The organism is Fulvimarina endophytica, from assembly GCF_003403015.1.
GTDB lineage: Bacteria > Pseudomonadota > Alphaproteobacteria > Rhizobiales > Rhizobiaceae > Fulvimarina > Fulvimarina endophytica.
Window position 1 is genome coordinate 73,449 of sequence record NZ_QURL01000001.1, and the last position, 26,635, is coordinate 100,083.

Genomic DNA, 26,635 nt, shown 5'->3' on the forward strand with positions numbered 1-26,635 from the left:
GATGTCCACGGCTCTGTCGGAACGGTCAGTCGATCCTTCGGTCGGGGTGGACGCGCGAGATCGCGACTTCCCGCTCGATCACAACACGGAAAATCCGGTTCCTGATCGTTGGAGACGGACCCTCATCGCGGCAACTGCCGAAGGTATGGGCTCGATGATTTCCGTATCGAAGGCCGACGAAAGGGATTGCGCGATGTCGGCGAGCGGTCCGCCGCCGATGATGACGGCCTCCGCCTTATCGAGCCGGATGCACCGCTCCACCACGTCGAACAGTTCCTCCCGAAGCAGAGCTGGATCTTGCATGAGCTCCATAGGGTCCAGGGCGGGGGTTCTGATCGAAACCAGTTGGCGATCGAATCCGTAATCTGCGGCGAGCCGGGCAATCGCATCATGCAAGGACGGTGTCGTCGTCGCGATCGCGAAGGGGCGCCGGTGTTCTGCGGCAGCCGTCATGGATGCCTCCGCAATCCCGATGACCGGAATGTCGAGCCGATGTTTGAGGGCCGGAACGCCGGGGTCTCCGAAAGCGGCGACGATGACGCCGCCAAAGAAGCGAGGGATATGAAGGCCGCCGACGACGGTCGCAGCCTCGCCGAGCGCGCGCTCGTCGCTGATGAAAGGCTCGCCTCTGTCTGCGGTGAGGCCGACGATTTCCATGTCGTCGGCATGGGCCCGCGCGACCGCGACCATCCGATCCGTCGTGGCAAGGGATGTGTTGGGATTGATCAGGGCGATGCTTGGAACCGTCATCGATCCGAAGCGCCCCCATGCGTGGACCCGAACGCGGCAAGCTCGGGCGGGACATGGCGAAAGCCATTCCTTTCGAGCCGGCAGGCCATCTCCCGGAGCAGGGGCTCGCGGCCCGGCGGCACGACCAGCTGGAGGCCGAAGGGCAGCGCGCCCGGCCGCCGGGGCGCGGGGATCGACAATGCCGGAAAGCCGATCAGCGATATGATCGCGGTTGGGGCGAGATAGTCGATGATCGATCCGAGACGCTGTCCGCCGACCTCCAGCACCTCCTCCTGTTCGTTCGCAAAGGGCAGGATCGAGCAACTCGGCATAACGAGAAGGTCGAACCTCTCGAAGAACGCCATGGCCCGCCGCCAGATCGCCGAGCGCATCGCCTCCGCCTTCAGGTAGTCTTCGGCGCTGAGCGGCTCACCCTGCCGCACGTTCCAGACAAAGGAGGGGCTGAGCTGGTCTGCGTGTTTTTCGACGAGCGCACGGGACCGGAACCAGCTTTCGGCAGCGCGCAGCGTCTTGAAGGTCGCGAACGCGCCCGTCATGTCAGGCGCTGCGAACTGCAAGGGGCCGAGGATCGTCTCGATCTCGGCGCAGGCCTCCTCGAAGCGCGATGCCACCTCGTGATCCACGGGAAACGATCCGCCAAGGTCGAGGCTCGCGGCGATCCGGGCTCGATCGGGCAGGTGTCCGCACGGCACGGAGGCGATCGAGAGCGGATCGCGCGGATCGCTGCCGGACATCGCGCCCAGCATCAGGAATGCATCGCGGACGCTGCGCGCCAGAACGCCCTCGGTCGCGAGTTGCGAAAAGGCAAGGCTCCGATCGAGGTCTGCGATCGTCCCGGGTGCCGGCCTCAGGCCGACGATACCGCAGAACGAGGCGGGCATGCGCACCGAGCCGCCGAAGTCCGTGCCCTGGGCGAGGGCGGCCATGCCGGTCGCGACCGCGACCGCCGAGCCGCCGCTCGAGCCGCCGGAGGTCCGCGTCGTGTCGTAGGGGTTCCGGGTCGGGCCGCAGAGATCGTTGGTGCAGACGGCACCGAAGGCGAATTCCGGCGTGTTCGTCTTGCCGAGGATGATTGCGCCCGCCTCTCTTAGACGTGAGACCGAGAGCGCATCGGCCTTCGGCACGAAATTGGCGAAGAGGCGCGAGCCTTGTGTCGTGCGGAGCCCCTTCGTCGCCGTCACGTCCTTGATCGCGATCGGCACGCCGTGAAGGGGCCCGCATACGGAACCCGCTGCTCTCTGCTCGTCGAGTGCGCGCGCCGTCGCCCGGGCGCCGTCCTCGTCGATCGTGACGAAGGCGTTGAGCGCGCCGTCCAACCGGCGGATTTGCCCCAATGCTTCATCGACCGCCTCGAGCGCGGACATCCTGCCGTTGCGCAGGGCGTCGGCCAGATCGGTCGCGTCGGTGTCTATCCCGGTCGTCATGAGGCCTCGCCGATCCAATGCCTTGCAATGTCCACGCGGCGGGCGACCCAGACGTGCGGATGGGCCGAGACGTGGTCCATGAACCGCTCCAGCGCCCGGACGCGGCCCGGACGGCCCGCGAGACGAGGATGCAGCCCGACGGACATCATGCGCGCCTGTTCCGCACCCTCGCCGTGCAGCATGTCGAACGTATCGACGAGATAGTCGAGCCAGTCGGACCCGGTGTCGAAGCCCGGTGCTGCGGCAAAGCGCATGTCGTTGGTGTCGAAGGCATAGGGAAGGACGAGGTGGCGCCCCGTCTCGTGGTCGAGGACATACGGCGTATCGTCGTTATAGGCGTCGCTGTCATAGAGAAACCCGCCATTGGCGATGACGAGGCGGCGCGTGTTCGTGCTGACGCGTCCGGTGTACCAGCCGGCGGGCGGCGTTCCCGTCAGCCTCTCGATCGTCTCGATGCACCGGGCCATATCTGACGCCTCGACCTCTTCCGGGACATCGCGATAGTCGATCCAGCGCCAGCCATGGGCCGCGATCTCGTGGCCGTCGCGCGTCAGTCGTGTCGCGATCTCCGGCACCCGCTCGAGCGCAAGTCCGGTCGCGAAGGCGGTGAGGGGGAGCGCGCGCCGGCGGAAGAGATCGAGAAGCCGCCAGATGCCGACCCGGCTGCCATACTCGTAGTGAGATTCCATCACGAGATTGCGCATGCCCGGCCAAGGATCTGCGCGCATGTCCGCGTTCAGATGCTCGGACATGGCATCGCCGTCGAGGAGATGGCGCTCGGCTCCCTCCTCGACATTGAGAACGAAGGAGAGCGCGAGGCGAGCACCGCCCGGCCAGCGGATGCCGGGCCTCTCCTCGCCGCGTCCTCTCAGGTCATCGAGGCGTTCGGCGGCGTCGAGGCGGATCGCGGCCGGCATCAGTCGTGAAGGAAGGCGAGGGCGCGGACGGGCGATCCGGAGGCGCCCGCGATGCGCAGGGGAATGCCCTGGAATTGGAACTCCCCGACGCCGAGCAGCACCTCCAGATTCCAGAGCCACTCGTAATGGACCATCTTCAGGTCGCGGCAGATGCGATGGTTGACGAAGAGGTTCTCGTCGACGCGGTCGGTCGAGGGGCCTTCGACGCCATGGACGCGCGAGCCGCGATCATGCAGCCAGTGCGTCGCCTCTGCGGTGACCTGCGGGTTCATGCTGCAGATCCGGGGATCGGGCCAGTGCCGCGCGTTGATGCCGGTGCACATCAGGACGATGTGTCCGTCGACCTGAACGCCCGCTTCGCGCGCCGCCTTCTCCATGTCGTCCGCGCCGATGTCGCCGCGATCGCCCACATGCCTGAGATCGAGGCAGACCGCCTTGCCCATGAACCATTCGATCGGCATCAGGTCGATGGTCAGGCCGTCCGGATCGTTGTGGGAAAGGGCGTCGATATGGGTTCCCGAATGATCCAGCATTCCGAGATACCATGTCGTGAACGTCAGGAGGTCGTCCGGAGTGCCCTGCTTGTAGCGCTTGGAGGCTTCATGGGTCGTGTGGGGGATGACGACCGGCCGGGCGAGGCGTCCGAGTGCCGGTAGCCCGTCCTCGAGCGGCAAAGTGAGATCGACGATACGGGTCATGGGTTCACCTCCTCAGGAGTGCATCTGTGCCGGAAGCCAGGTCGCGATTGCCGGGAAGGCGATCAGCAGGAGGGCGAAGGCGATCATCAGGAGAACGTAGGGGAATGCGCCCCATGCGACGTCGCGAAACGAGCCGCCGTCGGAGCGAACGCCGTGGACGACATAGAGATTCATTCCGACGGGAGGCGTAATCAGCCCGAGTTCGCACATCAGAATGATGAAGATGCCGAACCAGATCGGATCGATCCCCGCATGCATGACGATGGGCAGGGCGACGGGGATCGTCAGCACCATCATCGACAGGACGTCCATGAACATTCCGAGGACGATGTAGAAGAGGATGAATGCGATCATGAGGCCCGCGGGCGACAGGCCGAGCGAGGCCACCCAGTCGGTCGCGGCCTGTGCGACGCCGCCGAGCGAGAGCGTGACGTTCAGCATGAAGGCACCGACGACGATGAGGAGGATCATGCCGGACGTGCGGGCGGTGTTGAGGAAACACTGGCGCAGGAAGTCGATGCTCATCGCACCGTGGGCGATGGCGAGGAGGAGGGCGGCGACGACGCCGAGGGCTGCGGACTCGGTCGGGGTCGCAAAACCGGTATAGATCGATCCGGTGATGACGAGGAAGATCAGGACCGGCCCGCCGAGATGGCGCAGCGATCGGAACCTCTCGGCCCAGCTGATCGTGTCCGGCGCCCGTTCGCCGGCGGGAAAGAGCTTCGCCTCGATCATGATGTAGATGCTGAACAGGGACGTCAGGAGAAGACCCGGAACGATACCCGCGACGAACAACTGCCCGACCGAGACGCCGGCGAGCGAGCCGTAGATGAGGAGGTTGACCGAGGGCGGGATGAGAATGCCGAGCGTGCCGCCGGCTGCGAGGGAACCGAGCGAGCGCCCGACCGCGTAGCCGCGATCGTTCAGGGCCGGCAGGGACACGGTCGCCACCGTCGCGGCGGTCGCGACCGAAGAGCCGGACGTTGCGGAGAACAGCGCGCTCGCCCCGATATTGGAATGCAAGAGCCCGCCTGGAAGGCGACCGAGCCACAGGGAGAGGGTCTCGTACATCCGGTCTGCGATGCCGCTGCGCAGCAGGATCTCGCCGAGCAGGATGAACAGCGGGATCGCCGTCATGAGGTTGTCGTTGAGAACGCCCCAGACGACCGATCCCATCGAATCGACGAGGGGCATTCCGTAGAGCAGCCAGCCGCCGACGACGCCGGTGATCGTCATGACCGTCGCAACGGGCACGCTCAGGAGAAGGAAGGCCAGCATCACGGCAAAGCCGGTGGCGACGGTCGCAATGTCCATCTTGGTCTCTCCGGTTCAGCGTCTGCGTTCGATGTCGGACAATTCGGCCTCGAGCTGGTCCTTCTCGACCGACGTGCCGAACCTTTGGTTCATTTCCTTCAGGCGGCCCGACAGGAGCAGGCCGGTCGCGTGCGCCATCCAGGCGAGGCTGACGAGGAGGAAGAGGGCGAGCGAGGCGAGCCAGAGCGATTGCGGCCATGCGAGGGGCGTTGCCCAGGGCGTGGGAGCCGTGCTGTGATAGGAGATGGACTCCGTCAGCATCTGCCATCCGAGAAAGACGAGGAGCAGGGCCATCGCGACGAGTGAGGCGAGGGCTACCCAGTCCAGCGCGGCGCGCAGGGCGAGGGGAAGGTGGACGTAGAGAACGTCGATGCGCATATGGGCGCGCTCGGCGAGCGCAATGACGAAGGCTAGCCCCGCGCCGACGGCCAGTATGTAGCCGCCGAGTTCGTCCGCTCCTTCGAACGAGACGGCGAAGAGTTTGCGCGAGACGACGTCGGCCGTCACGAAGAGCGAAAGCCCCACGAGAACGCAGCCGAAGGCGAACGCGGTGACATCCGAGAGAACTTTCATGGCGCGACCCTTCGCATGGGTTCGAGATAGCGGGGGCCGCCGCGCGGGGGTGGCACCCGCACGGCGGCCCGGGCGGTCCTTAGAGGCCCCTTGCCTCGCCCACCGTCTTCGTCCACGCCTCGGAGCAGCCGGGCGTCGCGGCATCGCAGATCGGTGCCCAGTTCGGGAAGGAGATGGTCGCCAACGCGTCCCGGATGGCGGCGAAATCGGCATCGGTGGGTTCGACGGTCTTGAGGTCGTAGCTGCGCAGGTTCTCGCAGGGCGTCTGCCCGGAATTGCAGCGCAGGGCCTCGTCGTAGAGCTCCTTCGAGCGGGTCCAGATCTGGTCGGTCAGGGTCGTGAACGCGTCCTGCACGGCCTTCTGCTGGTCGGGGTCGAGACCGTTCCAGCGATCGAGGTTCATCCCGTATCCATTGAACGCCATGCTGAAGCCGATGGGCATGACGTAGGACGTCACTTCCGGCCAGCCGGCGGAATTGGCCGAGCTCGGCCCGGTCAGGGCGCAATCGACGACGCCGCGCTGCAGCGACTGCTGGACCTCGGTGAACGGCATCGGAACCGGGGTTCCGCCGAGCGAGGAGATGAAGTTCGCCATGCTCTGGTCGAAGACGCGCACCTTCTTGCCGTTGAGGTCGTTCAGACCGGCAAATTCGGGCTTGCAGAAGATGATCTGCGGGCCGAACGGCCAGACGCCGAGGAGCTTGGTGTTGAACTGGTCGGCGAACACCTTGCTGACCTCGGGCAGGAACTCCTCGACCGAGCTGCGAGCCTTCTCGTAGTCCGGGTTCTGGCCGACGAGATCGAGGCCGAGGGCGACCGGAGCATCCCGCGAGATCGGTGAGAAGCGCAGCGAGACGATGTCGAAGAGGCCGGCCTTGGCGATGCGCAGGCCCTCGAGATCCTTGATGCCGGTCGTGTCGACGGGGCTGAACTCGGCTTTCGCGTCGAGGCCGGTACGCTCGCCGAAGTTTTCGAAGAACGGCTTTTCGAGCTCGTCGAAGAGCTTGCCCGTCGAGACCGGCTGACCGAGGACACGGAACGAAAGCGTTTCGGCGTTGATGGGGGAGGCGAGCGCGAGCCCGAGGGCCGCCGAGGTGAGAATGCGCTTCATCATGATGCGTCCTTTTCGGTGTTGAGGTCAGGAGGAGGAGGAGGAAGCGACCCCGGCGGTCGGGCGATCGGAGCCGGCGCCACTCTTCTGGAAGAGGACGCCCTGATTCCCGACGATCGCGGGATCGAGGCCGGCGAGGACGAGCGAATGCCAGAGGGTCAGCGCGGTCGAATCGATCACCGGAATGCCGAGCTCGCGCTCGAGGAGCGGGGCTATCCGAACGCCGTCGAAATTCGTGCAGAAAATGCTGATGGCGTCGGGCGCCTTTTCGGCGACGCGGCGGACCATCGCGGAGATGACGTCCGGGCCGTAGGTGGAGAAGGAGAAGTTGCCCGGGTCTTCCAGATGCTCCTCCGCGACGCAGGCGAACCCCTCGTCTCCGAAGGTCTCGACGATGCGTGACTGGATCGTCGAAAGGTACGGCGTCACCAGGGCGTAGTTGTGCGCGCCGAGCTCGCGGAACGCGGCGATCTGCGCGAGCGTCGACGTCGTCGCGGGGCAACCGGTCCGCTCCGTGATCGCCGCGCAGAGCGCGCGATCGCGCTCGAGCCCCATCCATCCGCCGGAGGTTCCGCACCAGGCGATGACGTCGGGACGGCAATCGGCGAGGCTTTCGGCGGCCGCGAGCTGCGGGGCGAGATCGAACTGGTTGAGCGCATCGTCGTCGGTCGCGATCTTCAGCACCTGGAAGCGGGCGAAATGGACGGTGACCCCGTCCACGCCTGCGAGCATCCGGTAGGTTTCCGGCTCGAGGACCGTGTTGGATGAGGGGGTGATGAACCCGATACGTGCCATTGTCCGCTGTCCTCGTTCGCGAAGCCGGATGGGCTCCGGCGCGGGCGGCAGATGTGGGCGAGGCGCTCTCAGCCCGGACCATCGCCGAAAGTTTGGTATACCATTCTCATCCCCTTGTCAGCCTATTTTTTGATCTTTTTCTGCTTTGCCTACTTCTTGATCTCTTGCATGTATAAGCGGCAGTGAGTTTAAACTCAGCATTTGGCGAGTTGCCTTCCGGCTCGATTGCCGTTTAGACACGGAAGCGTGGGAGTTGGCAGGCGGAGGATAGAGTGGGGATGAGCGAGGATCGGGTGCCGAAGACGGCGCGCAATTCGGATTCCATCGCGAGCGATCTGAGAGCGCGGATCATTCGGGGCGATTTGAGGCCTGGACAGCGGCTGGTCGAGCGTGATCTGGCCGAATGGTATGCCATTTCGCGGACGCCGGTGCGCGAGGCGATCCATCTTCTGAACATCGAGGGGCTCGTCGTCCTGCGCCCGAACCGGGGTGCAGAGGTCGCTTCGATGACCGCAGAGACCGCGCGCGATCTCTTCGCGGTCATCGCGGAACTCGAAAGTCTCGCCGCCCGGGAATTCGCAACGCGCATCTCGAGCGCCCGTCTTCGCGAGATCGAGGCACGCCACACCCGGATGCAGGGCCATTTCGAACGCCGCGAACTGGAGCCCTACTTCGCGATCAATACGGCCATTCACGAGTTCATCATCGAGGAATGCGGCAATCCGATCCTGGTCGATATGATCACGAGCCTCATGGTCCGGGTTCGCGTCGGTCGCCATCTCGCCTTGATGGACGACGGGCGTTGGTCCGAGGCGATGGACGAGCATGAGCAGATGATCGTCGCGTTGCGGCGACACGATCCAGCCGCCGTTGCGGCCGTCTGGCGCAAGCACCTCCTCAATTCCGGACGCGCCTTTGCCGAACAGATTGCCCGGGCGTCCCCGTCACCGTCCGCGGTTCGTGTGGAAGCGCTCGAAAACAGCTCGGGTTGAAAACGACCCGACCAAGACGAATTCAGACTCTAGAGGTGCATGACGGAATGTTCGATCTCATCATTCGGGGAGGGACGGTCGCCACGGCGTCCGATGTCTACGCGGCCGATATCGGCATCGAGGGCGGCGTGATCGTCCAGATCGGCCGCGATCTCGGCGAGGCCAAAGAGGTTGTCGACGCATCGGGCCAATACGTCCTGCCCGGCGGGATCGACAGCCACGTCCATATCGCCCAGCCTTCGGGCGAGGGCATCGTCATGGCCGATGATTTCGAGACCGGCACGCGCTCCGCTCTCTTCGGCGGCAACACGACGATCCTTCCCTTCTGCCTTCAGGAGAAGGGACAGAGCCTCCGCGAGGCCCTGAAGGACTACCATGCGCTCGCCGAGGGCAACTGCTACACGGACGTCTCCTTCCACCTGATCGTTTCCGATCCAACCCCCTCCGTCCTCGGTCAGGAACTGCCGGCTCTCGTCGAGGCCGGCTACACCTCCTTCAAGGTCTTCATGACCTATGAGGCGCTCCGTCTCAGCGACGCTCAGATCCTCGATACGATGGATGTCGCCCGCCGCACCGGGGCGCTCGTCATGGTCCACTGCGAAAACGAGGATGCGATCCGCTATCTGGTCGGACGGCACGAGGCGGAGGGCGAGCTCGCACCGAAGTCCCACGCCTCGACCCGTCCGATCGCGGTCGAGCGGGAGGCGACCCATCGTGCGGTCTCGCTTGCCGAGGTCGCCGACGTGCCGCTCGTCATCGTTCACGTCTCGAACGGCGAGGCGATGGAGGAGATCGAACGGGCCCGCAGGCGCGGCCGCAAGGTGATCGGCGAGACCTGTCCGCAATATCTGATGCTGACGGCGGACGACCTCGACGGCATGGACTGGGAGGGTGCGAAGTTCGTCTGCTCGCCACCGCCTCGCGACAAGGCGAGCCAGGACGCCTGCTGGGACGGGCTCGAACGCGGCGTCTTCGATCTCTTCTCCTCCGATCACTGCCCGTTTCGCTACGACGATCCGCAGGGTAAGCTCAATCCGAAGGGCGCGAAGCATTTTCGGCACATTCCGAACGGCATTCCGGGCGTGGAGCTGCGCCTGCCGATCCTGTTCTCCGAGGGCGTGAAGAAGGGCCGGATCGACCTCCCGCGATTCGTCGCGCTGACGTCGACCAACCAGGCGAGAACCTACGGCCTTTATCCGCGCAAAGGCACGATCGCGATCGGCTCGGACGCGGATCTGACGATCTGGGACCCGAACCTGACCCGGACCGTCGCCCATGCCGACATGCATGACGGGGCGGATTACTCGCCCTACGAGGGTCTCGAACTCACCGGATGGCCGGTGACAGTCGTTCGGAACGGCTCGGTCGTCATCGAGAACGGAAAGCTGAGCGACACTGCGAGGACCGGACGTTACCTGTCGCGAAAGCGCTCATCGTTCGCCTCGACCGCCGGGCCGCTCCCGGTCGCGTAAACCTCGTGACTGTCGCTGGGGCCGGCACTGCACCTTGCCTCAGGGACTTCCGGTTCATCGACACCGCCATGGAGGACTACGCCAACCGCTGAAGGCATTCGAGGTCGCACGGGGCCGAGGGCTGCCCATGGCTCGCCGATTGTTGCGGGAGGCTTCATCCAACGTCGTTTCTGGCGAGCTTTACGCTTTGTCGTGATCAGCCGGCGAATTTCTCGACGATGCGGGCAAGAGCGATCACGCTCGCGTCTTCGAACGGGCGGCCGGCGATCTGGAAGCCGATGGGGAGCCCGTCGCGATCCTTGCCGCAGGGAAGCGTGATGGCCGGCAGGCCGAGAAGATTCCACGGATAGGTGTAGCGCCATGCACTCTCGAGGACGCTCTCCGTCCGCCCCGCCAGCGTGACCTCGCGCTGGCCGACCGTCCATGCGGTCACCGGCATCGTTGGACCGACGATGACATCGATCTCCTGCATGGCTTGGGCGACGCTGCGGCCGAGCCTCGTTCGCAAGCGCTCGGCCTGCAGGTAATCGGTCGCGCGCACGAGTTCGCCCATCTGGACCAGAAGCCTGACGTCCTCGGTGAAATCTTCGGCATGGCCTTGCGTAAGCGACCGCTGGTGATAGGCCGAGGAGGAGGCGAGTTCGATGGCGAAGATCGCACCGAGACCGTATTCGAGATCAGGAAGCTCGAACTCGACGACCCGGGCACCGGCTCTCGTGAGGGCGCCGATCATGGCTTCGACGCTCTGTGCGACGTCGTCTTGCAGGGCTTCGAAGAAATGGTTGCGGCAGATGCCGATCGTGAAGTTTTCGGGCGGGCGTCCGGACGCGCCATGCAGCGCGCTCGGTGAGCGTTCCGACGAGCCGGGATCCGCTACGTCGGGTCCGCTCATCACGTCGGTCAGAAGAGCTGCATCATCGACGCAGCGGGTGAGGGGACCGGCCGTGTCCAGAGACCAACTGTGCGGCACGATGCCGGAGCGACCGATCCGGCCGAAGGTCGGCTTGAAGCCCACTGTACCGCAAAGGCTGGCGGGAATGCGGATCGAACCACCGGTGTCCGATCCGGTCGCTGCGAGACACATGCCGGCGGCAAGCGCGGCGCCGGAACCGCCGCTCGATCCGCCCGGCACGCGGGTCTCGTCATGGGGGTTGCGTGCCGGCGGCGTTTCCATGCCCCAGGCGAATTCATGCATGCGCGTCTTGCCGATCAGGATTGCGCCGGCGGCACGCAGTCTGGCGATCGCGGCTCCGTCCTGCATCGGAAAATCGATATCCGCATTCGTGCCGGCCTTGGTCGGCATGTCGGCGGTCAGGTAGTTGTCCTTGATCGCGATCGGAATGCCGTGCAACGGCCCGATGCTCCTTCCCTCGCGAAGGGCCCGTTCCGCTTCGACGGCCTGCTTGCGCGCCGCCGGGTTCAGATGAACGAAGGCATGAAGCGTCTCGTCGCGTGCCTCGATCTGTTCGAGGCAGATGTCCAGAAGATCGACGGGCGAGAGCCCGCCTTTCGCGAACTCGTTCGAGATCTCGAAGATCGAAAGATCGGGAAAACCCGGCTTGCTCATTGATCAGACCTCTCGACGGGCACGGGACGAAAAACGACCGCAGGGTGTTCGTCGGCGAGGTCGAGTTCGCGAAGGCGCCGGATGTTTTGCTCGATGACGGCGAAGGCCGTCTCGATCTCCGCCAGTCTCGCAGCGCCTTTGCCGTCCGGTTCGGCCGTCGTCTCCTTAGATTTCTGGTCCCATACGTCGCTCATGGCTCGCGTGATCCTCCGCCTTTCGGTCGTTCCGGTGGGGATAGAAGCAGAAGGTCCATGACCTCGCGCGGAAAGGAACTTCCACCGTCGCGTTTCGGCATGCCGGCGACGAATGGCGCCAATTGCGCGCGGGCGATTTCGAAGAGGGCTCGCAGACGGCCCACCGGATCGGCGTCCTCGTCGACGCGCAGATCGACGAGGGCATAGGCCTCGTGGCTATGGACGAGCACCGCTGCCGACTGCTTGCCGCGCTTGTCGCCGCCAGCCGACTGGGCCGCCGTCAGGCAGGACATCAGGCGCTCGGCGAGGGTTTTGTCCATGTCGGCATCGAAGGCCCGCTTCATGGCCTCCAGCACAGGCGCACCGGTGAGCATATTGCCTTGGATCGCGTAACCCGGACCGGTCAGCGATCCGTGCCAATCGGTACAATCGGCCCCGGTAAAGCTGGCTGAGCGGCCGGACGCATCCACGACGCCGAGCTGGCGCAGGTCGGCCTCGCTATCCGAGGCGAGCGCACGACCGAGAGCCCCCTCAGCATCCGCGCCTGCCGCGATGTCGTCGAGGATGGCGATGGCGAGGTAGGGATTGACCCAGGATTGGGTCGTGACCGCACCGACGCCGGTCCGTACATAGGGGCAGATCGCACCCACGGCCGGCACCGCCGAGGCGACAGCGATGCCCAGTTCGCCGGTTCGGGCACAGCGCGCGACGATGGAATAAGTATTGGCGAAGGCCGATCCATCACGCATCGTCGCTATCTTCGAAGACATCGGCTTCAGATCCTCAGATGTTTTTCGAGTTGGGCGGCAGTCTCCGTGCTCGCAACGCGTCCGCTCTCGACGATCTCGCCGATCTGGATGACCGCGTAGCGGTCCGCGACCGAAAGCGCGAAGTCGAGATTCTGTTCGATGAGGAGAATGCCGACGCCGCGATCACGCGCCTTGCGAAGAATTTCCGCCATGCGTTCCACCATCGTCGGCTGCAATCCCTCCGAAATCTCGTCGATGAGCATGATCTGCGGACGCGAGACGATCGCTCGGCACAGGAGAAGCATTTTCTGTTCTCCGCCGCTCAACGTGCCGGCGCGCTGGGAGAGGCGCTCGATCATCCGGGGAAAGGCGGCCTCGACATCGCCGAGTCGCTGTTTCAGAAGATCATCGTTCCCGACACCGAGCCGCAGGTTCTCCTGAACCGTCAGTTCGCGGAAGATGGCGAATTCCTGCGGCGTGTAGGCAATGGAGCGCCGGGCGATCTTATGGGGTTCGGCGCTTGTGATGTCGTCTCCGTGGAGAGCGATGCGGCCGCTGTTCGGCTTCACGAAGCCCATGATCGTCTTGACGAGTGTCGACTTCCCCATTCCGTTCTTGCCGAGAACCGTGAGGATCTCGCCCGCTTCGAGGTCGAGCGAGATGTCGCGAAGGATATTGCCGCCGCCATAGCCCGAGCAGATCCCGTGAACCGAGAGAACGGGGGACGAGATCGCTGCGTCGGATCCAAGAACGTTCGTCACGATGCGACCTCCGTTCCGTGTCCGGAATAAACAGATTTGACGAGATCGGAAGAGACGACTTCCTCGACGCTGCCATCGAGAACCATCCGGCCTTGGTGGAGAACGACGATACGGTCGGATATCTCGCGGACGAAATCGAGATCGTGTTCGATCAGGATCACGCAGAGCCCGTAGGTCGTCGTGAGGGACAGGAGGACCTCGCCGATCGCAGTGCGTTCGGCTTTCGTCAGCCCGGCCGTCGGTTCGTCGAGCAATAGGACCTTCGGTTCGGTCGCGAGGACCATGGCGAGTTCGAGACCACGCTTCTGACCGTGGGAGAGATAACGGGTCTCCTGATCGAGATGCCGATCGAGACCCGTCGCCTTCAGAATTCCGAGGGCCGGCGCGGGCAGAGAGACATGGCTCGTACGCCGAAAAAGCCGCGCGCCGTCGACTCGATATCGCGACAGTCGAAGACAGTCGCCCACCGTCAGACTGTCGAAGAGGCTGGTGTTCTGGAAACTTCGTCCGACGCCGAGGCCAACGACCCGTTCGGGCGATCTGCGTGCAATCTCCTGGCCTGCGATTTCGACGGTGCCGGCAGTCCGCTCCTGTCCGTTGCTGATGCATCGCATGAGCGTCGTCTTGCCCGCACCGTTGGGGCCGACAATGCTGAGGAGTTCGCCGGATCTGCCCTGAAAGCTCAGATCGGCGAGTACGCTCAAGCTGCCATAGCGACATCCCAGTCCCTCGATGGCGATCGGAGATTGGTCGCCGGTCACCTCGCGGGTTCCGGCTGGGGCGGTGCGAAGCACGATCGATCCGCTGCCATGCTCATGTCCGGACGCTGGACTGCGCCGACCGGGTCCGAACTTCTTCCATGCGCCGGTCACGAGGGACGCGAAGCCGTTCGGAAGCACCACGATGACGATCACGAAGAGGACGCCGACGATGAATTTCCAGAGGAACGGCAGGCTCCCAGAAAGATAGGAGGACGTGACGTCGATGCCGATCGCACCGAAGATCGGGCCGATCAATGTTCCGCGTCCGCCGAGTGCGACCCAGATCAGGGATTCCGTTCCGAGCAGGAAGCCGCCGAGTTCCGGAGCGACTACATTGGTGAACGCGGCATAGCCGAAGCCCGCCGCGGCCCCGATCGCACCGCAGACGGTGAAGAGTGCGATCTTGATGCGCGAGACGGGAATGCCGAGATAGGCGCACCGATCTTCGTTCTCGCGGATTGCGATGAGGATGCGCCCGAGATCGGAGCGTACGAAGAGCCATGCGAAGCAGGCGACCGCGACGAGAAGCGTGCCGGCTATTACGAACCAAGTTTCGACCGCCCAGTAGTAGGTCGGAAAACCGGAGATGCCGCTGCTCGATCCGGTGAATCGGCCGCCAGCGAAGATGATCTGGACGAGAACGATCGGCAGCGCGAGCGTGATGATCGACGAATAGAGCGGCGAGGCTCCATGATAGAAGGACAGGATACCGACGAGCCATGCCGTCACGGCGGCAAGCGCGAGTCCTATTAGGAATGCGCCGAAGAACCAGAGGGGGCCGAACCCGTAATGGGTCGCCAGGAGGGCGCACGCATAGGCACCGATCCCGAAAAAGGCCGACTGGCCAAAGGTGAGAACGCCGGAAAAGCCCCAGACGAGATCGACCGTGATTGCGAGGACCGCCAGGAAGAGCGCCCGGATCAGGACGTTCACGAGATACCGATCGAGAAACAACGGGGCTGCGTAGACGATGGCGAGGGCCATGACGGCCACAAAACCCACGAGCCAGAAGCGACGGCGGTTCCGGGCGGATACCGAGGATTCAAAATCAGCCACCGAACAGTCCTTTCGGGCGGATGCGCAGAAGAATGGCGGCGAAGACGACGATGGTGATACCGCCGAGGATCGGACTGACGAAGGTGCTGACGAGAACCTGGGCTCCGCCGAGAAGGAGCGAGGCGAGGGCGAGCCCGGGGATCGCCACGCCGGAAACGAGTACGAGCATGAAGGAGTTGACCAGCCAGGGCAGGCCCATGTTCGGGTCCACGGACAGGAGCGGAGTAATAAGAGCGCCGGCCGTGCAGGCGAGAGCTGCACCGAGCCCGAAGGTCGTTATTCGCACCTTCGTGCTGTCAATACCGAGGCCACGGGCAAGATCCTCGTTCATGATCACCGCACGCGCGTTGAGACCGAAGCGGGTCAGATAGAGAAGCGCAGTCAGCCCGAGGCCGAGAAGTACTGCGACGAGCACCAGAACGAGGCGCCAGGCGGAATAGTTGGTGGCGAAGACTTCGAGGGTTCCGGACATCGGGCTCTCGGCGAACTGCACACCGCGTCCGAAGGCAAACACGATGATCTGAGTGATGACGATGCCCAGGCCCCACGTCGCGAGGATCGCGTCGAGAGGCCGTGAATAGAGCGGTCGAACGACCAGACGTTCGACCGCGATGCCGAGGACGAACCCGACAAGCGCCGCGAACGGCACCGTAAGCCAGGGGCTGAACCCATAATCGGTGACGAGATAAGCCGAGTATCCACCGACCGTGAGAAACGCTCCGTGCGCGAAGTTGATCAGCTTCATCACGCCGAGGATGATCATCAATCCCGCGGCAACGATGAACAGGATCGCCGATGTCGTGACGATGTCGAGGAGGAGGGGCATCGTGTCGATCCCAAGTGGTGGCCTGGAGCGGACGCGAGCGCCGAAGCGTTCGCCTGCGAAAATCAGACCGTCCGGACCGATCGATCGGGGCCGGACGGTCGATGTCGTTTCAGCTCAGAGATTCGGGCACTGCTCGCCCGGATCGACGTTCTCGAAACGTTGAATCACCTCGACGCTTCCGTCCTCCTGCACTTGGCCGAGATACATGGTCAGCGGCGTATGGTGCTGAACGCTCATCTGAATATCGCCGCGCGGGCCGGTGTAGGAGACTTGCGGGAGCGCTTCGATGACCGCCGCCTTGTCGGTGGAGCCGGCCTTTTCGACCGCCGCCTTGTAGAGGTAGATCGCCTCGTATTGCGGCACCGAGAGATCGTTCGGCGTTTCCAGATCGGAGCCGAACTTCTCTTCCATCGCGGCGAGGAAGCGCTTGTTCTCCTCGCTCTCGATCCCGGTCAGGTACGACTGCGAGATGTAGATGCCGGTCGCATCCGAGCCCATGCTGGCAGCCGTGCCCTCGTCGACGGCAAGGTTGCCGTAGGGCACGTCGATCCCGGAATTGCGCATCTGCTTGGTGAGCGTCACGTTCGGCGCGCCGCCGGCCGTCGAGGTGATGATGGCATCGGGACCTTTCGAGCGAACGTCCGACAGGATCGGCGTCCAGTCCGAAGCGTCCATCGGCAGATATTCCTCGCCGAGTACGGTGCCGCCGCTCTCTTCGATGTACTGACGCGTGAACTCGAGCATCCCGCGACCGAACTCGTAGTCGCTGCCGATCAGGTAGAAGGTCTTCGCTCCGAGTTCCTTCATGAACTGGTCGACGATCGGTGTCACCTGCTGCTCGGGGACCCAGGCGTCGACGAACATGTTCGGGCTGCAGGAGCGACCCTCGTAGAAGGACGTGTAGATATACGGTGTGCCGGAACGGTTCACGATCGGAAGCCCCGCGTTGCGCGCGGCGCTCGTCTCCATCGAGATGAGGGCGTCGACCTCCTCCTGATAGACCAGAGAGTCGAAAGCGCGTTGTGCACCCTGCGCACCGCTGCCGTCGTCCGCGACGACGAGTTCGACTTGGCGTCCGAGAATTCCGCCGGCCTTGTTGATCTCTTCGGCAGCAAGTTCGCTCGACTGAACGACGGACGGGGCGACGACGCTGTTCGCGCCGCTGAGCCCGACCGGAATGCCGATCTTGATCGGCCCTTCCTGCGCGTTGGCACCGATCGAGAAGGCGAGTGTCAGAGCGAGACCACTCACAAGTGTCAGATTTCTCATGGGCAGAAGTCCTTTCGTTAGTGCGGCTCGATCACTGCAAATCGGGGATAGCCGCGCTCCCCAGCGTCTCACCGTAGAGATCGCTGCGCCGATCCCGGACGATCTGGTTGAAGCTGTTCCAGTTCCTTCCGCGCCTCGCTGCGGCAAGATCGACTTCGGCGGAGATCATGGCGGGCTGATCCATGCTCGCAGGGCCCGCAACGGGCCATCCGGTATGATCGACGATCAGGCTCTGGCCGATGAAGGGCTGGCCGCGCTCCGTGCCGATCCGGTCGCATGCGGCAACGACGAAGGAATTGACATGGGCTGCGGTCATGCAGAGCAGGTTCGCCATTGCCGGAAGGCCTTGCGGCTGCTTCGGCATCGGAACCCAGTTCGTTGGCACACAGACGATGTCCGCGCCGGCAAGCGCGAGAAGCCGCCAGGCTTCGGGGAACCACCCATCGTAACAGATGAGGACGCCGAGGCGGCCGAAGGGCGTGTGGAAGATCGGGAAATTTCGGTTGCCGCGCTCGAAGAACAAGGCCTCCGCATCCCAGAGGTGGTTCTTTCGATAGGTCCCTATGATGCCGTCGGGGCCGATGACGACGGCGCTGTTAAAGAGGCGGTCCTCATCACGTTCCAGAAAGCCCGCGACGAGGTGGATGCCTCGCTCCCTGGCAAGGCCGATCCAGGCTTCGATCGTCGGACCACCGGGTGCGGTTTCGGCCAGCGAAAACGCTTCCTTGCGGCTTTCGATGACGTAGCCGGACTGACAGAGCTCCGGCAAGACCACGAGATCGGCACCTTCGTCGGCAGCCTGCGAGATAAGCGTCAAGCTCGTCTCTCGGTTTCGGGCAACCTCGCCGATCCTCGGCTCGAACTGAGCGCAGGTCACGCGAATGCTTGCTTCTCCAGCCATTGAGGCACCGTCTCCAGCTGTTTCTGACCGCGCTCGAGGCGCCGTTGACAGCCAAGCTGACGCAAATGCACGGATCGTTCAAGCGACTTGAACGAGTGTTTGCACATTTTTTGGGTTTGCACTCAAACTAGGCGGAATGACCGACCGAATGCTTCTCTCATGGGCTCGAAGGCAATCCTTGAGACCTGTCATTCAGCATCGAACGTCCGATGCGGCACGCTCTGATGGTCCAGAAGGAGGTCGAAGCGCCGTCACTTGTACCGTTTCCTTGTACCGACTCGATGCGCGGCTGGGAGCAGAGCCGAGGACGGCAGCTGCCGAAAGTCCAACTCTTGCGTGTCAGAAGCTCGGCGGAGTGTTGACCCACAAGACCCGCGCAACCGCTTCGCTTTCGTTGTGATAGGAGTGCGGTACGGTCGAAGGGAATGCGAAGGAGTCGCCTTGGTGAAGGTGGAAGGTTTCGCTTCCGACGGTGAGGGTGATCGCGCCTTCCAGAAGGTACCCCATTTCTTCGCCCACATGGCTGAATGCACCTTCGGTCGAGCCGCCTGGTTCGACGATATGAATATTGGCCTCCAGCAGACTTTGCTGCGAAATCGGCGGCAGGCGCTCCAGCCGAATTGCGATCCCGTCCGACGCGCGTCCCACATCGAGAATAGGACGCTCGCCCTGACGATGAACCACATCTTCGGGTTTGGCGTAGGTCTCGAAGAAGAAGGCGATATTGACGTGAAGCGCGTCCGCGAGCTTCCGAAGCATCGTCATCGTCGGTCGAACCTTCGCGGTCTCGACCTTCGACAGCATGCTTTCGGAGCAGCCGACGGTTTCGGCGAGTTGCTTGAGGGATTGTCCGTGAATACGCCGCAACTGGCGAAGTTTGCCGGCAGTGGTCTCGTCAGCGCTCTGTTTCATGTGCAGCACTCCGTTCGCGGCCAGAAGAATTGGCTGTCATAGGCCTGTGTCGCACCCGGTGAACACCAAAATTCGCGCCCGACATACGACCCCGGCTCACGGCCCTGGCGATGTGGGCCTCGAAACGTCATTCTGTTCATGACGACGCGGCTTGGACCGGACCTGTGGTGACCGGGTCCGGGCCATGCCACTCGTCATGGGTCAGCCCTTGTCTTCGGCAGAGCCCGTCAGCAGCGCCTGGAAGTCCTTGTCGAGGCGTTCGAGCGAGTCGTCGATCCGGGTCGTGCGGGTCTCGATCCATGTTTCCTGGGCCAAGAGTGCTTCATCCGCCGCGGCCAGCATGCGCGTCATCTCGGATGGCTGCGGCCCGCCGATGGTCGCGCGGTTCTTCACGATCGCAACCGGATCGAGCGTTGCGCGGAAGGCGTCCTCCGACAGCGGCAGGTCCTCAGAATGATCGGTCCCGGCCATGGTCTCGGCATAGATCCGCTTCGCCTCCGCATAGGGGAAATCGAGCGGACCCATGTCGTTCGCACGGGCGAATGTGACGATTTCCGAGGCGAAGTGGTGACCTTCGCGGAACGGGAGGCCGTGTTCGCGCATGAGCCGGTCTGCGAGTTCCTGGGACGCCGTCCAGTCGCTGTTCAACTCCTGAAGCGCGCGGTCGGGATTGATCTTCAGGGCCTTCAGAACGCGGTCGAGCCGGGCGAGCGTGTCGATCACCGCTTCGACCATGGCGGAATTGTCGGCCACGTCCTTCGGGTCGCTCATTCCCGGCGTGATGTTGTGGGTCTGGAAGATCGGTCCCATGGCGAGCGTCAAAGCGTTCGAGGCGGCGCTCCGGGTCCCGTTGAGGAGGCCCGGATTGCGCTTCTGCGGCATCGAGCTCGACACGTAGGTATTGCCGCCGCCCTCCTCGAGCAGGATCCAGGGTCGCGTCTGGGCATACTGGGTCATGACGTCTTCGACGAAGTTGCCCGTGTGCAGAGCGATCGTCGTCACCACGCCTGAAACCTCGACGGGCTGCTCCATCGAGGAGATCTGCGAGGCGTCGTAGGCATTGTCGACGATCGTCGCGAAGCCGAGATAGTCCGCCATCCGCTCCCGGTCGAGCGGCCAGCTCGTTCCGTTCAGAACCGTCGTGCCCATCGGCGAGCGATCGATGCGGGCATAGGCTTCGTGCAGCCTTTCGGCGTCGCGCAGGAAGCCGGCGGCATGGCCGAGCAGCATGTGGCCGTAGCTGTTGGGTTGGGCGGCGACGCCGTTGGTATAGTTCGGGACGATCGTGTCGGCATTCGTGCGGGCGACGTCGACGAGGGTGCGCGTCGTCGTGTGCAACTGCTCGGCGAGCGCCAGGAGATCCTGACGCAGGATGGCGGCCCGATAGGTCGCGTGCATGTCCTGACTGGATCGTCCCGCATGAAGGAGCGTCACCTCCTGCCCGCCGGCCTCGATCAGCAGGGGCTCGAAGGTGATGACCGTCCTCGGCCGATCCGCGCCCTGCTTCGAGCCGTCGTCGATCACCGTCTGGAGCGCCTTGGCGATCGAGGGTGCAAGGCTGAGATCGAGCAGGCCTTCCTCGGTGTTGATGACTGCCGTTGCCTTGTTCATCTCGCCCAACCAGAAGAACTCGTCTCTGGGTGCCTCGGCGTCCTCAGCCAAAGCAGCCGGGATCGGAGACGCCAGAGCGCAGACGGCAAGGGTCAGAAAGCCGAGAAGGCGGCTCTGCCGCCGGTTCGGCGCGAAACGCGATTGCATCATGAAATCCTCCCATGGCTTGCCTGCTGAAGGGGCAAGCCATGGGAACCATACCATCCTGTCGCCATGCGTCGACCACGCGATGTGCCGACATCATCAGGCGAGGGTTCGGTTTGCCGGAATCGCTCGGGTCGCCGCGATCCGGGCCGCCTCCTCATCCTTCGGAAGGTCTTCGGGTGGCGATCGGCATCCCTCCGCGATCGGCTTTCGCACTCGGTGCGGGATCGGTGCCGCCGCTGATCCGTCGCCTCAGTTTTCCCGGAAGGCGCGGGCCATGCTGTCGACGACCGGTTTGGCGATATAGTCGAAGAACGTCCGTTCCGCCGTCTGGATCATGATGTCGGCGGGCATGCCCGGCGTCGCCGCAAATCCGCGAACCCGGGAGAGTTCGCTCGAGGCAAGCTTGACCCGTGCGACATAGACCTCCTGGTTCATGCCGGCGCTCGCATCCGGAAGCGAGTCGGCCGACACGTAGAAGACCTTGCCGTTGAGGATCGGGGTCGTTCTCTGGTTGAGGGCGCTGAGGCGCACCATCGCGTCCTGACCCACCTTCACGCTGTCGATGTCCGTTCGCGGAACCTGAACCTCGATGATGAGCGGCACGTTGGACGGCGTGATCTCGGCGATCGGCTTGCCGCTCTCGATGACGCCGCCTGCCGTATGGTAGTAGAGCCTCACCACGGTTCCCGCGACCGGCGCGTTGATGGTCGCCCGCTTCAGGACATTCGACGTGTTGTGGCGCTCTTCCCGCGTCGAATCGAGTTCGGCCTCGATCGACTGAAGCTCCTCGAGCGCCGCCTGCCGGTAGGCCGCGATGGCCTGGGCGACCTGCTTCTCGTATTTCGCGACCTGCGAGATCGTCTCGTCGATCTCCGAGGAGAGACGTCCGATCTGTCCCTCGGCCTCCGCGATCGCCCTTCGAAGCGAATGGATCTGCGTCTTGTTGATGAAGCCCTTCTCGAAGAGGGACAGCTTCCCCGAGAGCTCGTCCCTCAGAAAGCCCAGTTGTCGTTCGACGGACGCGCGCTGGCGCTCGTAGCCTTCGGCGCGGAATTCGAGCGACTCCGTGTTCGTCTTCAGGAGGTCCACTTCGGTATCGAGCTTGGTTCTCGCCGCGTCGAAGTTCAGGCGCTGGCTGTTCATGATGTCGGCGATCTCGACGTCGCCGGCGTTCGCGGTGAGGATGGTCGGGAATTCGATCGTGTCCAGCGCCCCGTACTCGGCGAACAGTCTGGCATTGATGGCTTCGAGACGGGCCAGCCGAAGCCATAACTGCCGGTCTCTGGCGAGGGCCGACGTCTCGTCCAGCTTCACGATGGCGTCGCCCTTCTGCACGATGTCTCCCTCGCTCACGAGGATCCGGTCGATGATCCCGCCTTCGAGGTGCTGGACGATCTTGTTCTGGCCCGTGGCGACGAAACTGCCCTGGGCGATCACGGCGGCCGCGAGCGGCGCCGAAAGCGCCCATGTCCCGAAGCCACCGAGCGCGACGATCATCAGCACCAGACCGAAGATCGTCTGTCTGGCGATCCCCCGGGGGATCGTCGCATACCATTCGGGGCGGTTGTCGTTTGCGAGAGCCGTGTTCATCGTCGTTTCTCTCAAAGGATCGAGCGGCCGAGATTCGGGCCTGCCGCACCGCCCGCCAGTTGCTTCAGAACGTCCCGGCGCTCGCCGAAAAGCGCGATCGCGCCTCGCGAAAGCACCATGATCTTCTCGACGCTTCCGAGGATCGTCGGCTTCTGGGTGATCGTGACGACCGTGATGCCCTGGCTGCGGGCGTGTTCTATGGCGTGGGCGAGGGCGGCGTCGCCGGCGGTGTCGAGATTGGAATTCGGTTCGTCGAGCACGATGAGTCGCGGCGAGCCGAAGAAGGCCCGGGCGAGGGCGATCCGCTGCTTCTGTCCGCCCGAAAGCGGCGAGCCGTCGGCGGCCACCATGGTCTCATAGCCCTGGGGCAGCGAAGCGATCATCTCGTGCACGTCGGCAAGCCGCGCCGCCTCGTAGATGTCCGCGTCCGAAACATCGTCGCGCATGCGGGCGATATTGTCCTTGATCGAGCCCGGAAAGAGCTGCACGTCCTGCGGCAGATAGCCGATGTTGACGCCGAATTGCCGCTGGTCCCAGTTCCGCAGATCCATGAGGTCGAGCCGGACAGCGCCCGATGTCGGCAGGATGGAGCCGACGAGCATCTTTCCCAAGGTCGTCTTTCCGGCCCCCGAGTCCCCGATGATGGCGATGGAATCGCCGGCCTTGAGAGAAAAGCTGATCGCGTTGAGAACGACGCGCTTCGTCCCGTCCGGGACATAGAGCAGCCTTTCCACGTCGAGCCGGCCCTGCGGGTTGGGAAGGACGAGGCGTTCGAAGTTGAGAGGCGATGCCTTCAACAGGGTCGCGATGCGCCCATAGGCCGCCCGCGAGAGGGCATACTGGTTCCATCCCTCGATCGCACCCTCGATGGGTTGCAGCGCGCGCCCGGCGATGATCGACGCGGCGATCACCATTCCCCCTGTGATCTCGCCCTCAATCGCGAGAAAGGCGCCCCATCCGAGCATCGCGACCTGGGTCAGCAGCCGGAAGCCCTTGGAGAAGGCCGCCGCGACGATGTTCCGGTCCTGGGCCCTGACCTGGGCGGTGAGCGATTCCGCCGTATCCCTGCCCCAGATCCTGACGGCTTCGGGGATCATCGCGAGTGCGTTGATGATCTGCGAATTGCGGGACATCGAGTCGAGATGCACGTTCGCCCGGCTCAGATGCATGTTCGCCGTCGCGAAGGGGCCCTCCGTCAGCTTCTGGTTCACATAGGCGATGAGAAACAGGCCGAGTGCGGTAAGGACGACGATCGTGCCGAGATCGGGGTGGACGAGATAAATCCCGAGGATGAAGATCGGGGCGAAGGGGACGTCGAGCATGGCGAGAAGCGTTCCCGAGGTGAGGAAGGCTCTCATCTGCTGGAGATCGCCGAGCGTCTGGTATTCCCGGCCATTGCTGTGCAGCGAGGCCCTGGCGGCAGCACTCAGGATCGGAGCCCCGAGTTTGGCTGCACATTCGACGGCCGTTCGCATGAGGATGATCCGCCGGACGGCATCGAAGATGGCGTTGAGGACGACCGCTCCGACGATGACAAGGGTCAGCATCCAGAGGGTGTCGAGCGAGCGGCTGGTCAGCACCCGGTCGGAGATCTGGAAGAGGTAGATCGGTATGGCGAGAACCAGAAGGTTCGTTGCGCATGTGAAGATCATGACGATCAACAGATTGCGGCGGATCGCAGCGAGCCCCTCCTTGAGGTTTTTCGAGAAGTCGACCGGTCCGAGCCGCTTATGAAAACCGCCGCCGCCGCTCCCGCCGGAGCCGTTGATCCCGCTCGGCGGGCCACCCTTGCCGGTTGCGCGAACCGGTCCGCTCTCGACATCGATCGTCTTTGCGGCGAAGGGCGTCTCCGTCTCGATCTTCGCGAACGAACGGTCGCCGGATGTCTCCGCAGTCGGTTCACGGACGGGCCCAGGCTCCGCGATGGGGGAACGGCCTTCAGTCCCCGTGTTCCCTTGCCCGCTCCGGGCCTCTTCAGCGAGAGGTGGCGTCCTGTTCTCTTCAGCCTCCTCGGCGGCGATCGATTTCAGATCGTTCAACGCCGAACGCATCCGAACGTCCCAATCGACTTCGTCGATCGTCCCCGCTCTCGGTTCGGCCGCCTCGGCCTGCCTTTCCGACGGTCTCGTGACGCCTTCCATCTCGCTCCCCTAGGTCAACATCGTCTGCAGCATGTCGTCGTGATAGCCGTCGGTCGGGCCGATCTCCGGCGCGTCCGGGTGGTCCGGTCCGATGTCCGAGACCATGCCGTCGGCCAGGAAAAGGACTGCCTCGGTGGCGAGGTCCGATCCGAGGTCCGGAACCCCCTCGTCCAGAAAGCCGGCCTGGTAGATGATCGAGTCCGAATAGGTCGTGCCGCCGACCTGAACCTGCTGGTTCACCCCGTATTCGATGATGGCCGCGAGATTGATCGCGACGTTCGCCCCGGTGTCGAGATCGGTCTCGCCGAGCGATCCACGCTGTTCGTCGATCCGAAGCCGGTCGCTGTCGGAGACGATGTTTCGCTGAACGACGTAGTCGAGTTCGAGATAGCTGCCTTCGATGACGAGGACGTCGAGCGTTCCGAGGCCGGCGAAGGCGGGGTCCTGCAGTATCTCCAACGTGATGGCCGCGGGGCCCTCCGCGATCCTTGAGACAAAGGCTTCGGCTTCCGGGCTGAGTGCTGCGAGGCTCGTCTCGCCGACATGGACGATGGACGCCTCGTTCCAGGCGAGATTGCCGCCGCCCGAGATCTCGTGAGTGCTGGCCGCTGTGCCGTTTGCCACCGACGCCTGGTCGTCATCGAGGATGATGTTCGACTGGTGAACGACATTGGCCTTCCAGACATTCTGGAGAACCACGATCAGATCGAAGGTCCGGCCGAGTTCGACGACATCCGCGGAATTGACGAGGCGGTTTTCGCCCGTCGTCAGGATGGTCTGCGAGCCGCTCCGTGCAACCCCGATCCAGTCGTCGTCCAACAGCCGGTTGGTCTGTTCGATCCAGTCGATATTGACGAAATTGCCTTCGAGGCGGGTGACGTTGAAGCTGCGGGGGAGTGCGAGTTCCGATCTGTCGACCCCTTCGAAGGGATCATTGGCCTCGATCAGGCGAACGGCGACGTTCATCGCCTCGTTCGCCGCCGAAATGTCGCTGAAACCTTCCGCCAGATGGTCACGGTCCGAAAGGACGTTGGTCTGCACGATGATGTCGAGGCTGGTGTAGTCGCCCCGGACGAACATCAGTGGCGAGGCGAGAAGCGCGTCGACGAGAATGGCTTCGTTGATGGCGGTGTTGCCGCCGGCGGCGACTTCGAGCGTTGACGGGGTCCCGATCCGGCCCTCGCCGGGCACAACGCCCGTGCGATCGCCGTCCTCTTCTTCCTGCGAAGACGAACGCATCGCCTTCAGTCGATCGGCAAGGCTGGGTCCGTCCTCTGCCGCGACGCCGTTCACGAAGGTGCCGACGGTGTCGTCGCCGGTGAAGACGGCCGCATGATCCGAAGGTCCCGCGGGCTCGAAGCCTTCGATGCGGGATACGAGATCGACGAGGTCCGCGATCATCTCCGCGATCGCCGCCTCGCTCGATGGCGGCAGGAAGACCTGATCGATGGGGTTGATCGCATCGCTGACCCCGATCAGCGCCGGAAGACCCGACCCTGCGGCCGCGAAGTCCTCTGCGTCGAAGATGCCTGGAATGAATTCGACGATGTCGACGTCTTGCATAAGGTTCGATTGGCGCAGCAGAAGAGCGATCTGGTCCGGAGGGGGAAGCTCGCCGAAGGACAGTCTGACGACGGTATCGATCTTCACCGAGATCTGCGGGGGGCCATCGAAGGCGTAGGTCGGCGGCGTCGAAGATCCGGTGATCCGGTTCCAGCCGAGCTCGGGTATCGCGACCTGCGGGAAGATCGGGCCGGGCGGCGGCTCGGAGAATGCCGGGTAGAGCTCGTAGGTCGGCGGAAGATAGAGGACGTTCGGGCGGTAGGGATCGAGATCGAACCGGTCCCTTACCGATGCTTCGAAGCGTGGCAGATCCTCCGGATCGATCTGGTCGGCTTGGCCGTATGCGAACCGGTGATAGATCGGACGGTCCCGCATCTCCTCCTGCGTCAACGCGAAGAGGCCGACGAAATGGGCAATCTCTTCAGTGACGATATCCATAGCGTCGCACGTCCCTTGGTTGTGTTGGGTCGACGAAACGAACGATCGAGGTCGCTAGGCTGCAGGTATGGATCGGCGGCGGGGATGAAGATCGACCCGCCGC

General features: G+C 63.9%; 23 protein-coding genes. 2 read left to right on the forward strand and 21 right to left on the reverse strand.

The annotated features are described in order from the left end of the window. Positions 1-78 precede the first annotated feature (78 nt). The 8 genes from DYI37_RS00325 to DYI37_RS00360 all read right to left on the reverse strand — a co-directional run bounded on the left by DYI37_RS00325 (position 79) and on the right by DYI37_RS00360 (position 7,582). On the reverse strand, positions 79-750 hold the full coding sequence (locus DYI37_RS00325; protein ID WP_116681219.1) for an aspartate/glutamate racemase family protein: 672 nt from the start codon (positions 748-750) through the stop codon (positions 79-81). Next, on the reverse strand, positions 747-2,174 hold the full coding sequence (locus DYI37_RS00330) for an amidase (RefSeq protein ID WP_116681220.1): 1,428 nt from the start codon (positions 2,172-2,174) through the stop codon (positions 747-749). Before DYI37_RS00330 ends, DYI37_RS00325 begins: the two co-directional genes overlap by 4 nt. Continuing rightward, on the reverse strand, positions 2,171-3,091 hold the full coding sequence (locus DYI37_RS00335; RefSeq protein ID WP_116681221.1) for an allantoinase PuuE: 921 nt from the start codon (positions 3,089-3,091) through the stop codon (positions 2,171-2,173). Before DYI37_RS00335 ends, DYI37_RS00330 begins: the two co-directional genes overlap by 4 nt. After that, positions 3,091-3,789 (reverse strand): cyclase family protein, encoded by a 699-nt coding sequence (locus DYI37_RS00340; protein ID WP_116681222.1) that lies wholly within the window; start codon positions 3,787-3,789, stop codon positions 3,091-3,093. Before DYI37_RS00340 ends, DYI37_RS00335 begins: the two co-directional genes overlap by 1 nt. A gap of 12 nt (positions 3,790-3,801) precedes the next feature. Further along, a complete protein-coding gene (locus DYI37_RS00345; protein ID WP_116681223.1) occupies positions 3,802-5,103 on the reverse strand; it encodes a TRAP transporter large permease in 1,302 nt (433 codons plus the stop codon). Between the two features lie 15 nt (positions 5,104-5,118). Further along, positions 5,119-5,676, reverse strand: coding sequence for a TRAP transporter small permease subunit (locus DYI37_RS00350; RefSeq protein WP_158555044.1), 558 nt, complete (start codon positions 5,674-5,676; stop codon positions 5,119-5,121). Positions 5,677-5,755: 79 nt separating this feature from the next. Then, positions 5,756-6,790 carry a TRAP transporter substrate-binding protein gene (locus tag DYI37_RS00355; protein ID WP_116681225.1) on the reverse strand — a complete coding sequence of 345 codons (1,035 nt, stop codon included), beginning with the start codon at positions 6,788-6,790 and terminating at the stop codon, positions 5,756-5,758. A 24-nt stretch (positions 6,791-6,814) separates the two neighbouring features. Next, positions 6,815-7,582 (reverse strand): maleate cis-trans isomerase family protein, encoded by a 768-nt coding sequence (locus tag DYI37_RS00360; protein ID WP_116681226.1) that lies wholly within the window; start codon positions 7,580-7,582, stop codon positions 6,815-6,817. Positions 7,583-7,860: 278 nt separating this feature from the next. On the opposite strand from DYI37_RS00360, the gene DYI37_RS00365 reads away from it, so the two are divergent. Together DYI37_RS00365 and hydA are read left to right on the forward strand one after the other, a co-directional pair. Continuing rightward, a complete protein-coding gene (locus DYI37_RS00365) occupies positions 7,861-8,574 on the forward strand; it encodes a GntR family transcriptional regulator (protein ID WP_116681227.1) in 714 nt (237 codons plus the stop codon). Positions 8,575-8,621: 47 nt separating this feature from the next. Continuing rightward, positions 8,622-10,046: a dihydropyrimidinase gene (gene hydA, locus DYI37_RS00370; protein ID WP_116681228.1), complete on the forward strand. Its 1,425-nt coding sequence runs from the start codon at positions 8,622-8,624 to the stop codon at positions 10,044-10,046. A 196-nt stretch (positions 10,047-10,242) separates the two neighbouring features. Here hydA and DYI37_RS00375 read toward each other — a convergent pair whose 3' ends face one another. The 13 genes from DYI37_RS00375 to DYI37_RS00435 all read right to left on the reverse strand — a co-directional run bounded on the left by DYI37_RS00375 (position 10,243) and on the right by DYI37_RS00435 (position 26,532). Next, the gene (locus tag DYI37_RS00375; RefSeq protein ID WP_116681229.1) at positions 10,243-11,613 is read right to left on the reverse strand and encodes an amidase; all 1,371 of its coding nucleotides are present in this window, start codon (positions 11,611-11,613) and stop codon (positions 10,243-10,245) included. Continuing rightward, positions 11,610-11,807: a hypothetical protein gene (locus DYI37_RS00380; RefSeq protein ID WP_116681230.1), complete on the reverse strand. Its 198-nt coding sequence runs from the start codon at positions 11,805-11,807 to the stop codon at positions 11,610-11,612. Before DYI37_RS00380 ends, DYI37_RS00375 begins: the two co-directional genes overlap by 4 nt. Then, positions 11,804-12,556 carry a DUF1028 domain-containing protein gene (locus tag DYI37_RS00385; RefSeq protein ID WP_116681764.1) on the reverse strand — a complete coding sequence of 251 codons (753 nt, stop codon included), beginning with the start codon at positions 12,554-12,556 and terminating at the stop codon, positions 11,804-11,806. Before DYI37_RS00385 ends, DYI37_RS00380 begins: the two co-directional genes overlap by 4 nt. A gap of 26 nt (positions 12,557-12,582) precedes the next feature. Continuing rightward, positions 12,583-13,317, reverse strand: a complete 735-nt coding sequence (locus DYI37_RS00390) for a branched-chain amino acid ABC transporter ATP-binding protein (protein WP_199520045.1) — start codon at positions 13,315-13,317, stop codon at positions 12,583-12,585. Then, positions 13,314-15,062, reverse strand: a complete 1,749-nt coding sequence (locus DYI37_RS00395; RefSeq protein ID WP_425365018.1) for a branched-chain amino acid ABC transporter ATP-binding protein/permease — start codon at positions 15,060-15,062, stop codon at positions 13,314-13,316. Before DYI37_RS00395 ends, DYI37_RS00390 begins: the two co-directional genes overlap by 4 nt. 64 nt (positions 15,063-15,126) lie before the next feature. Then, entirely contained in the window at positions 15,127-15,960 is an 834-nt protein-coding gene (locus DYI37_RS00400) for a branched-chain amino acid ABC transporter permease (protein WP_116681231.1), read from the reverse strand. A gap of 114 nt (positions 15,961-16,074) precedes the next feature. Beyond that, positions 16,075-17,229 carry a substrate-binding protein gene (locus DYI37_RS00405; protein ID WP_116681232.1) on the reverse strand — a complete coding sequence of 385 codons (1,155 nt, stop codon included), beginning with the start codon at positions 17,227-17,229 and terminating at the stop codon, positions 16,075-16,077. Positions 17,230-17,260: 31 nt separating this feature from the next. Continuing rightward, on the reverse strand, positions 17,261-18,130 hold the full coding sequence (locus DYI37_RS00410) for a nitrilase family protein (protein ID WP_116681233.1): 870 nt from the start codon (positions 18,128-18,130) through the stop codon (positions 17,261-17,263). A 339-nt stretch (positions 18,131-18,469) separates the two neighbouring features. Then, the gene (locus DYI37_RS00415; RefSeq protein ID WP_116681234.1) at positions 18,470-19,042 is read right to left on the reverse strand and encodes a cupin domain-containing protein; all 573 of its coding nucleotides are present in this window, start codon (positions 19,040-19,042) and stop codon (positions 18,470-18,472) included. Positions 19,043-19,243: 201 nt separating this feature from the next. After that, positions 19,244-20,803: a lyase family protein gene (locus DYI37_RS00420; RefSeq protein WP_116681235.1), complete on the reverse strand. Its 1,560-nt coding sequence runs from the start codon at positions 20,801-20,803 to the stop codon at positions 19,244-19,246. A 246-nt stretch (positions 20,804-21,049) separates the two neighbouring features. Next, a complete protein-coding gene (locus DYI37_RS00425; RefSeq protein WP_116681236.1) occupies positions 21,050-22,390 on the reverse strand; it encodes an HlyD family type I secretion periplasmic adaptor subunit in 1,341 nt (446 codons plus the stop codon). A gap of 11 nt (positions 22,391-22,401) precedes the next feature. Beyond that, the gene (locus DYI37_RS00430) at positions 22,402-24,531 is read right to left on the reverse strand and encodes a type I secretion system permease/ATPase (protein ID WP_425365012.1); all 2,130 of its coding nucleotides are present in this window, start codon (positions 24,529-24,531) and stop codon (positions 22,402-22,404) included. Positions 24,532-24,540: 9 nt separating this feature from the next. Continuing rightward, positions 24,541-26,532, reverse strand: coding sequence for a hypothetical protein (locus tag DYI37_RS00435; protein WP_116681237.1), 1,992 nt, complete (start codon positions 26,530-26,532; stop codon positions 24,541-24,543). Positions 26,533-26,635 lie beyond the last annotated feature (103 nt).

What these genes read in the sequence shown, in the direction of transcription:
- DYI37_RS00420 (WP_116681235.1), bottom strand. Translation starts at nt 20,803, where the DNA reads ATGATGCAATCGCGTTTCGCGCCGAACCGGCGGCAGAGCCGCCTTCTC.
- DYI37_RS00350 (WP_158555044.1), bottom strand. Translation starts at nt 5,676, where the DNA reads ATGAAAGTTCTCTCGGATGTCACCGCGTTCGCCTTCGGCTGCGTTCTC.
- DYI37_RS00340 (WP_116681222.1), bottom strand. Translation starts at nt 3,789, where the DNA reads ATGACCCGTATCGTCGATCTCACTTTGCCGCTCGAGGACGGGCTACCG.
- DYI37_RS00395 (WP_425365018.1), bottom strand. Translation starts at nt 15,062, where the DNA reads ATGGCCCTCGCCATCGTCTACGCAGCCCCGTTGTTTCTCGATCGGTAT.
- DYI37_RS00400 (WP_116681231.1), bottom strand. Translation starts at nt 15,960, where the DNA reads ATGCCCCTCCTCCTCGACATCGTCACGACATCGGCGATCCTGTTCATC.
- DYI37_RS00425 (WP_116681236.1), bottom strand. Translation starts at nt 22,390, where the DNA reads ATGAACACGGCTCTCGCAAACGACAACCGCCCCGAATGGTATGCGACG.
- DYI37_RS00360 (WP_116681226.1), bottom strand. Translation starts at nt 7,582, where the DNA reads ATGGCACGTATCGGGTTCATCACCCCCTCATCCAACACGGTCCTCGAG.
- DYI37_RS00335 (WP_116681221.1), bottom strand. Translation starts at nt 3,091, where the DNA reads ATGCCGGCCGCGATCCGCCTCGACGCCGCCGAACGCCTCGATGACCTG.
- DYI37_RS00330 (WP_116681220.1), bottom strand. Translation starts at nt 2,174, where the DNA reads ATGACGACCGGGATAGACACCGACGCGACCGATCTGGCCGACGCCCTG.
- DYI37_RS00435 (WP_116681237.1), bottom strand. Translation starts at nt 26,532, where the DNA reads ATGGATATCGTCACTGAAGAGATTGCCCATTTCGTCGGCCTCTTCGCG.
- DYI37_RS00345 (WP_116681223.1), bottom strand. Translation starts at nt 5,103, where the DNA reads ATGGACATTGCGACCGTCGCCACCGGCTTTGCCGTGATGCTGGCCTTC.
- DYI37_RS00385 (WP_116681764.1), bottom strand. Translation starts at nt 12,556, where the DNA reads ATGCGTGATGGATCGGCCTTCGCCAATACTTATTCCATCGTCGCGCGC.
- DYI37_RS00375 (WP_116681229.1), bottom strand. Translation starts at nt 11,613, where the DNA reads ATGAGCAAGCCGGGTTTTCCCGATCTTTCGATCTTCGAGATCTCGAAC.
- hydA (WP_116681228.1), top strand. Translation starts at nt 8,622, where the DNA reads ATGTTCGATCTCATCATTCGGGGAGGGACGGTCGCCACGGCGTCCGAT.
- DYI37_RS00415 (WP_116681234.1), bottom strand. Translation starts at nt 19,042, where the DNA reads ATGAAACAGAGCGCTGACGAGACCACTGCCGGCAAACTTCGCCAGTTG.
- DYI37_RS00430 (WP_425365012.1), bottom strand. Translation starts at nt 24,531, where the DNA reads ATGGAAGGCGTCACGAGACCGTCGGAAAGGCAGGCCGAGGCGGCCGAA.
- DYI37_RS00355 (WP_116681225.1), bottom strand. Translation starts at nt 6,790, where the DNA reads ATGATGAAGCGCATTCTCACCTCGGCGGCCCTCGGGCTCGCGCTCGCC.
- DYI37_RS00405 (WP_116681232.1), bottom strand. Translation starts at nt 17,229, where the DNA reads ATGAGAAATCTGACACTTGTGAGTGGTCTCGCTCTGACACTCGCCTTC.
- DYI37_RS00365 (WP_116681227.1), top strand. Translation starts at nt 7,861, where the DNA reads ATGAGCGAGGATCGGGTGCCGAAGACGGCGCGCAATTCGGATTCCATC.
- DYI37_RS00410 (WP_116681233.1), bottom strand. Translation starts at nt 18,130, where the DNA reads ATGGCTGGAGAAGCAAGCATTCGCGTGACCTGCGCTCAGTTCGAGCCG.
- DYI37_RS00380 (WP_116681230.1), bottom strand. Translation starts at nt 11,807, where the DNA reads ATGAGCGACGTATGGGACCAGAAATCTAAGGAGACGACGGCCGAACCG.
- DYI37_RS00325 (WP_116681219.1), bottom strand. Translation starts at nt 750, where the DNA reads ATGACGGTTCCAAGCATCGCCCTGATCAATCCCAACACATCCCTTGCC.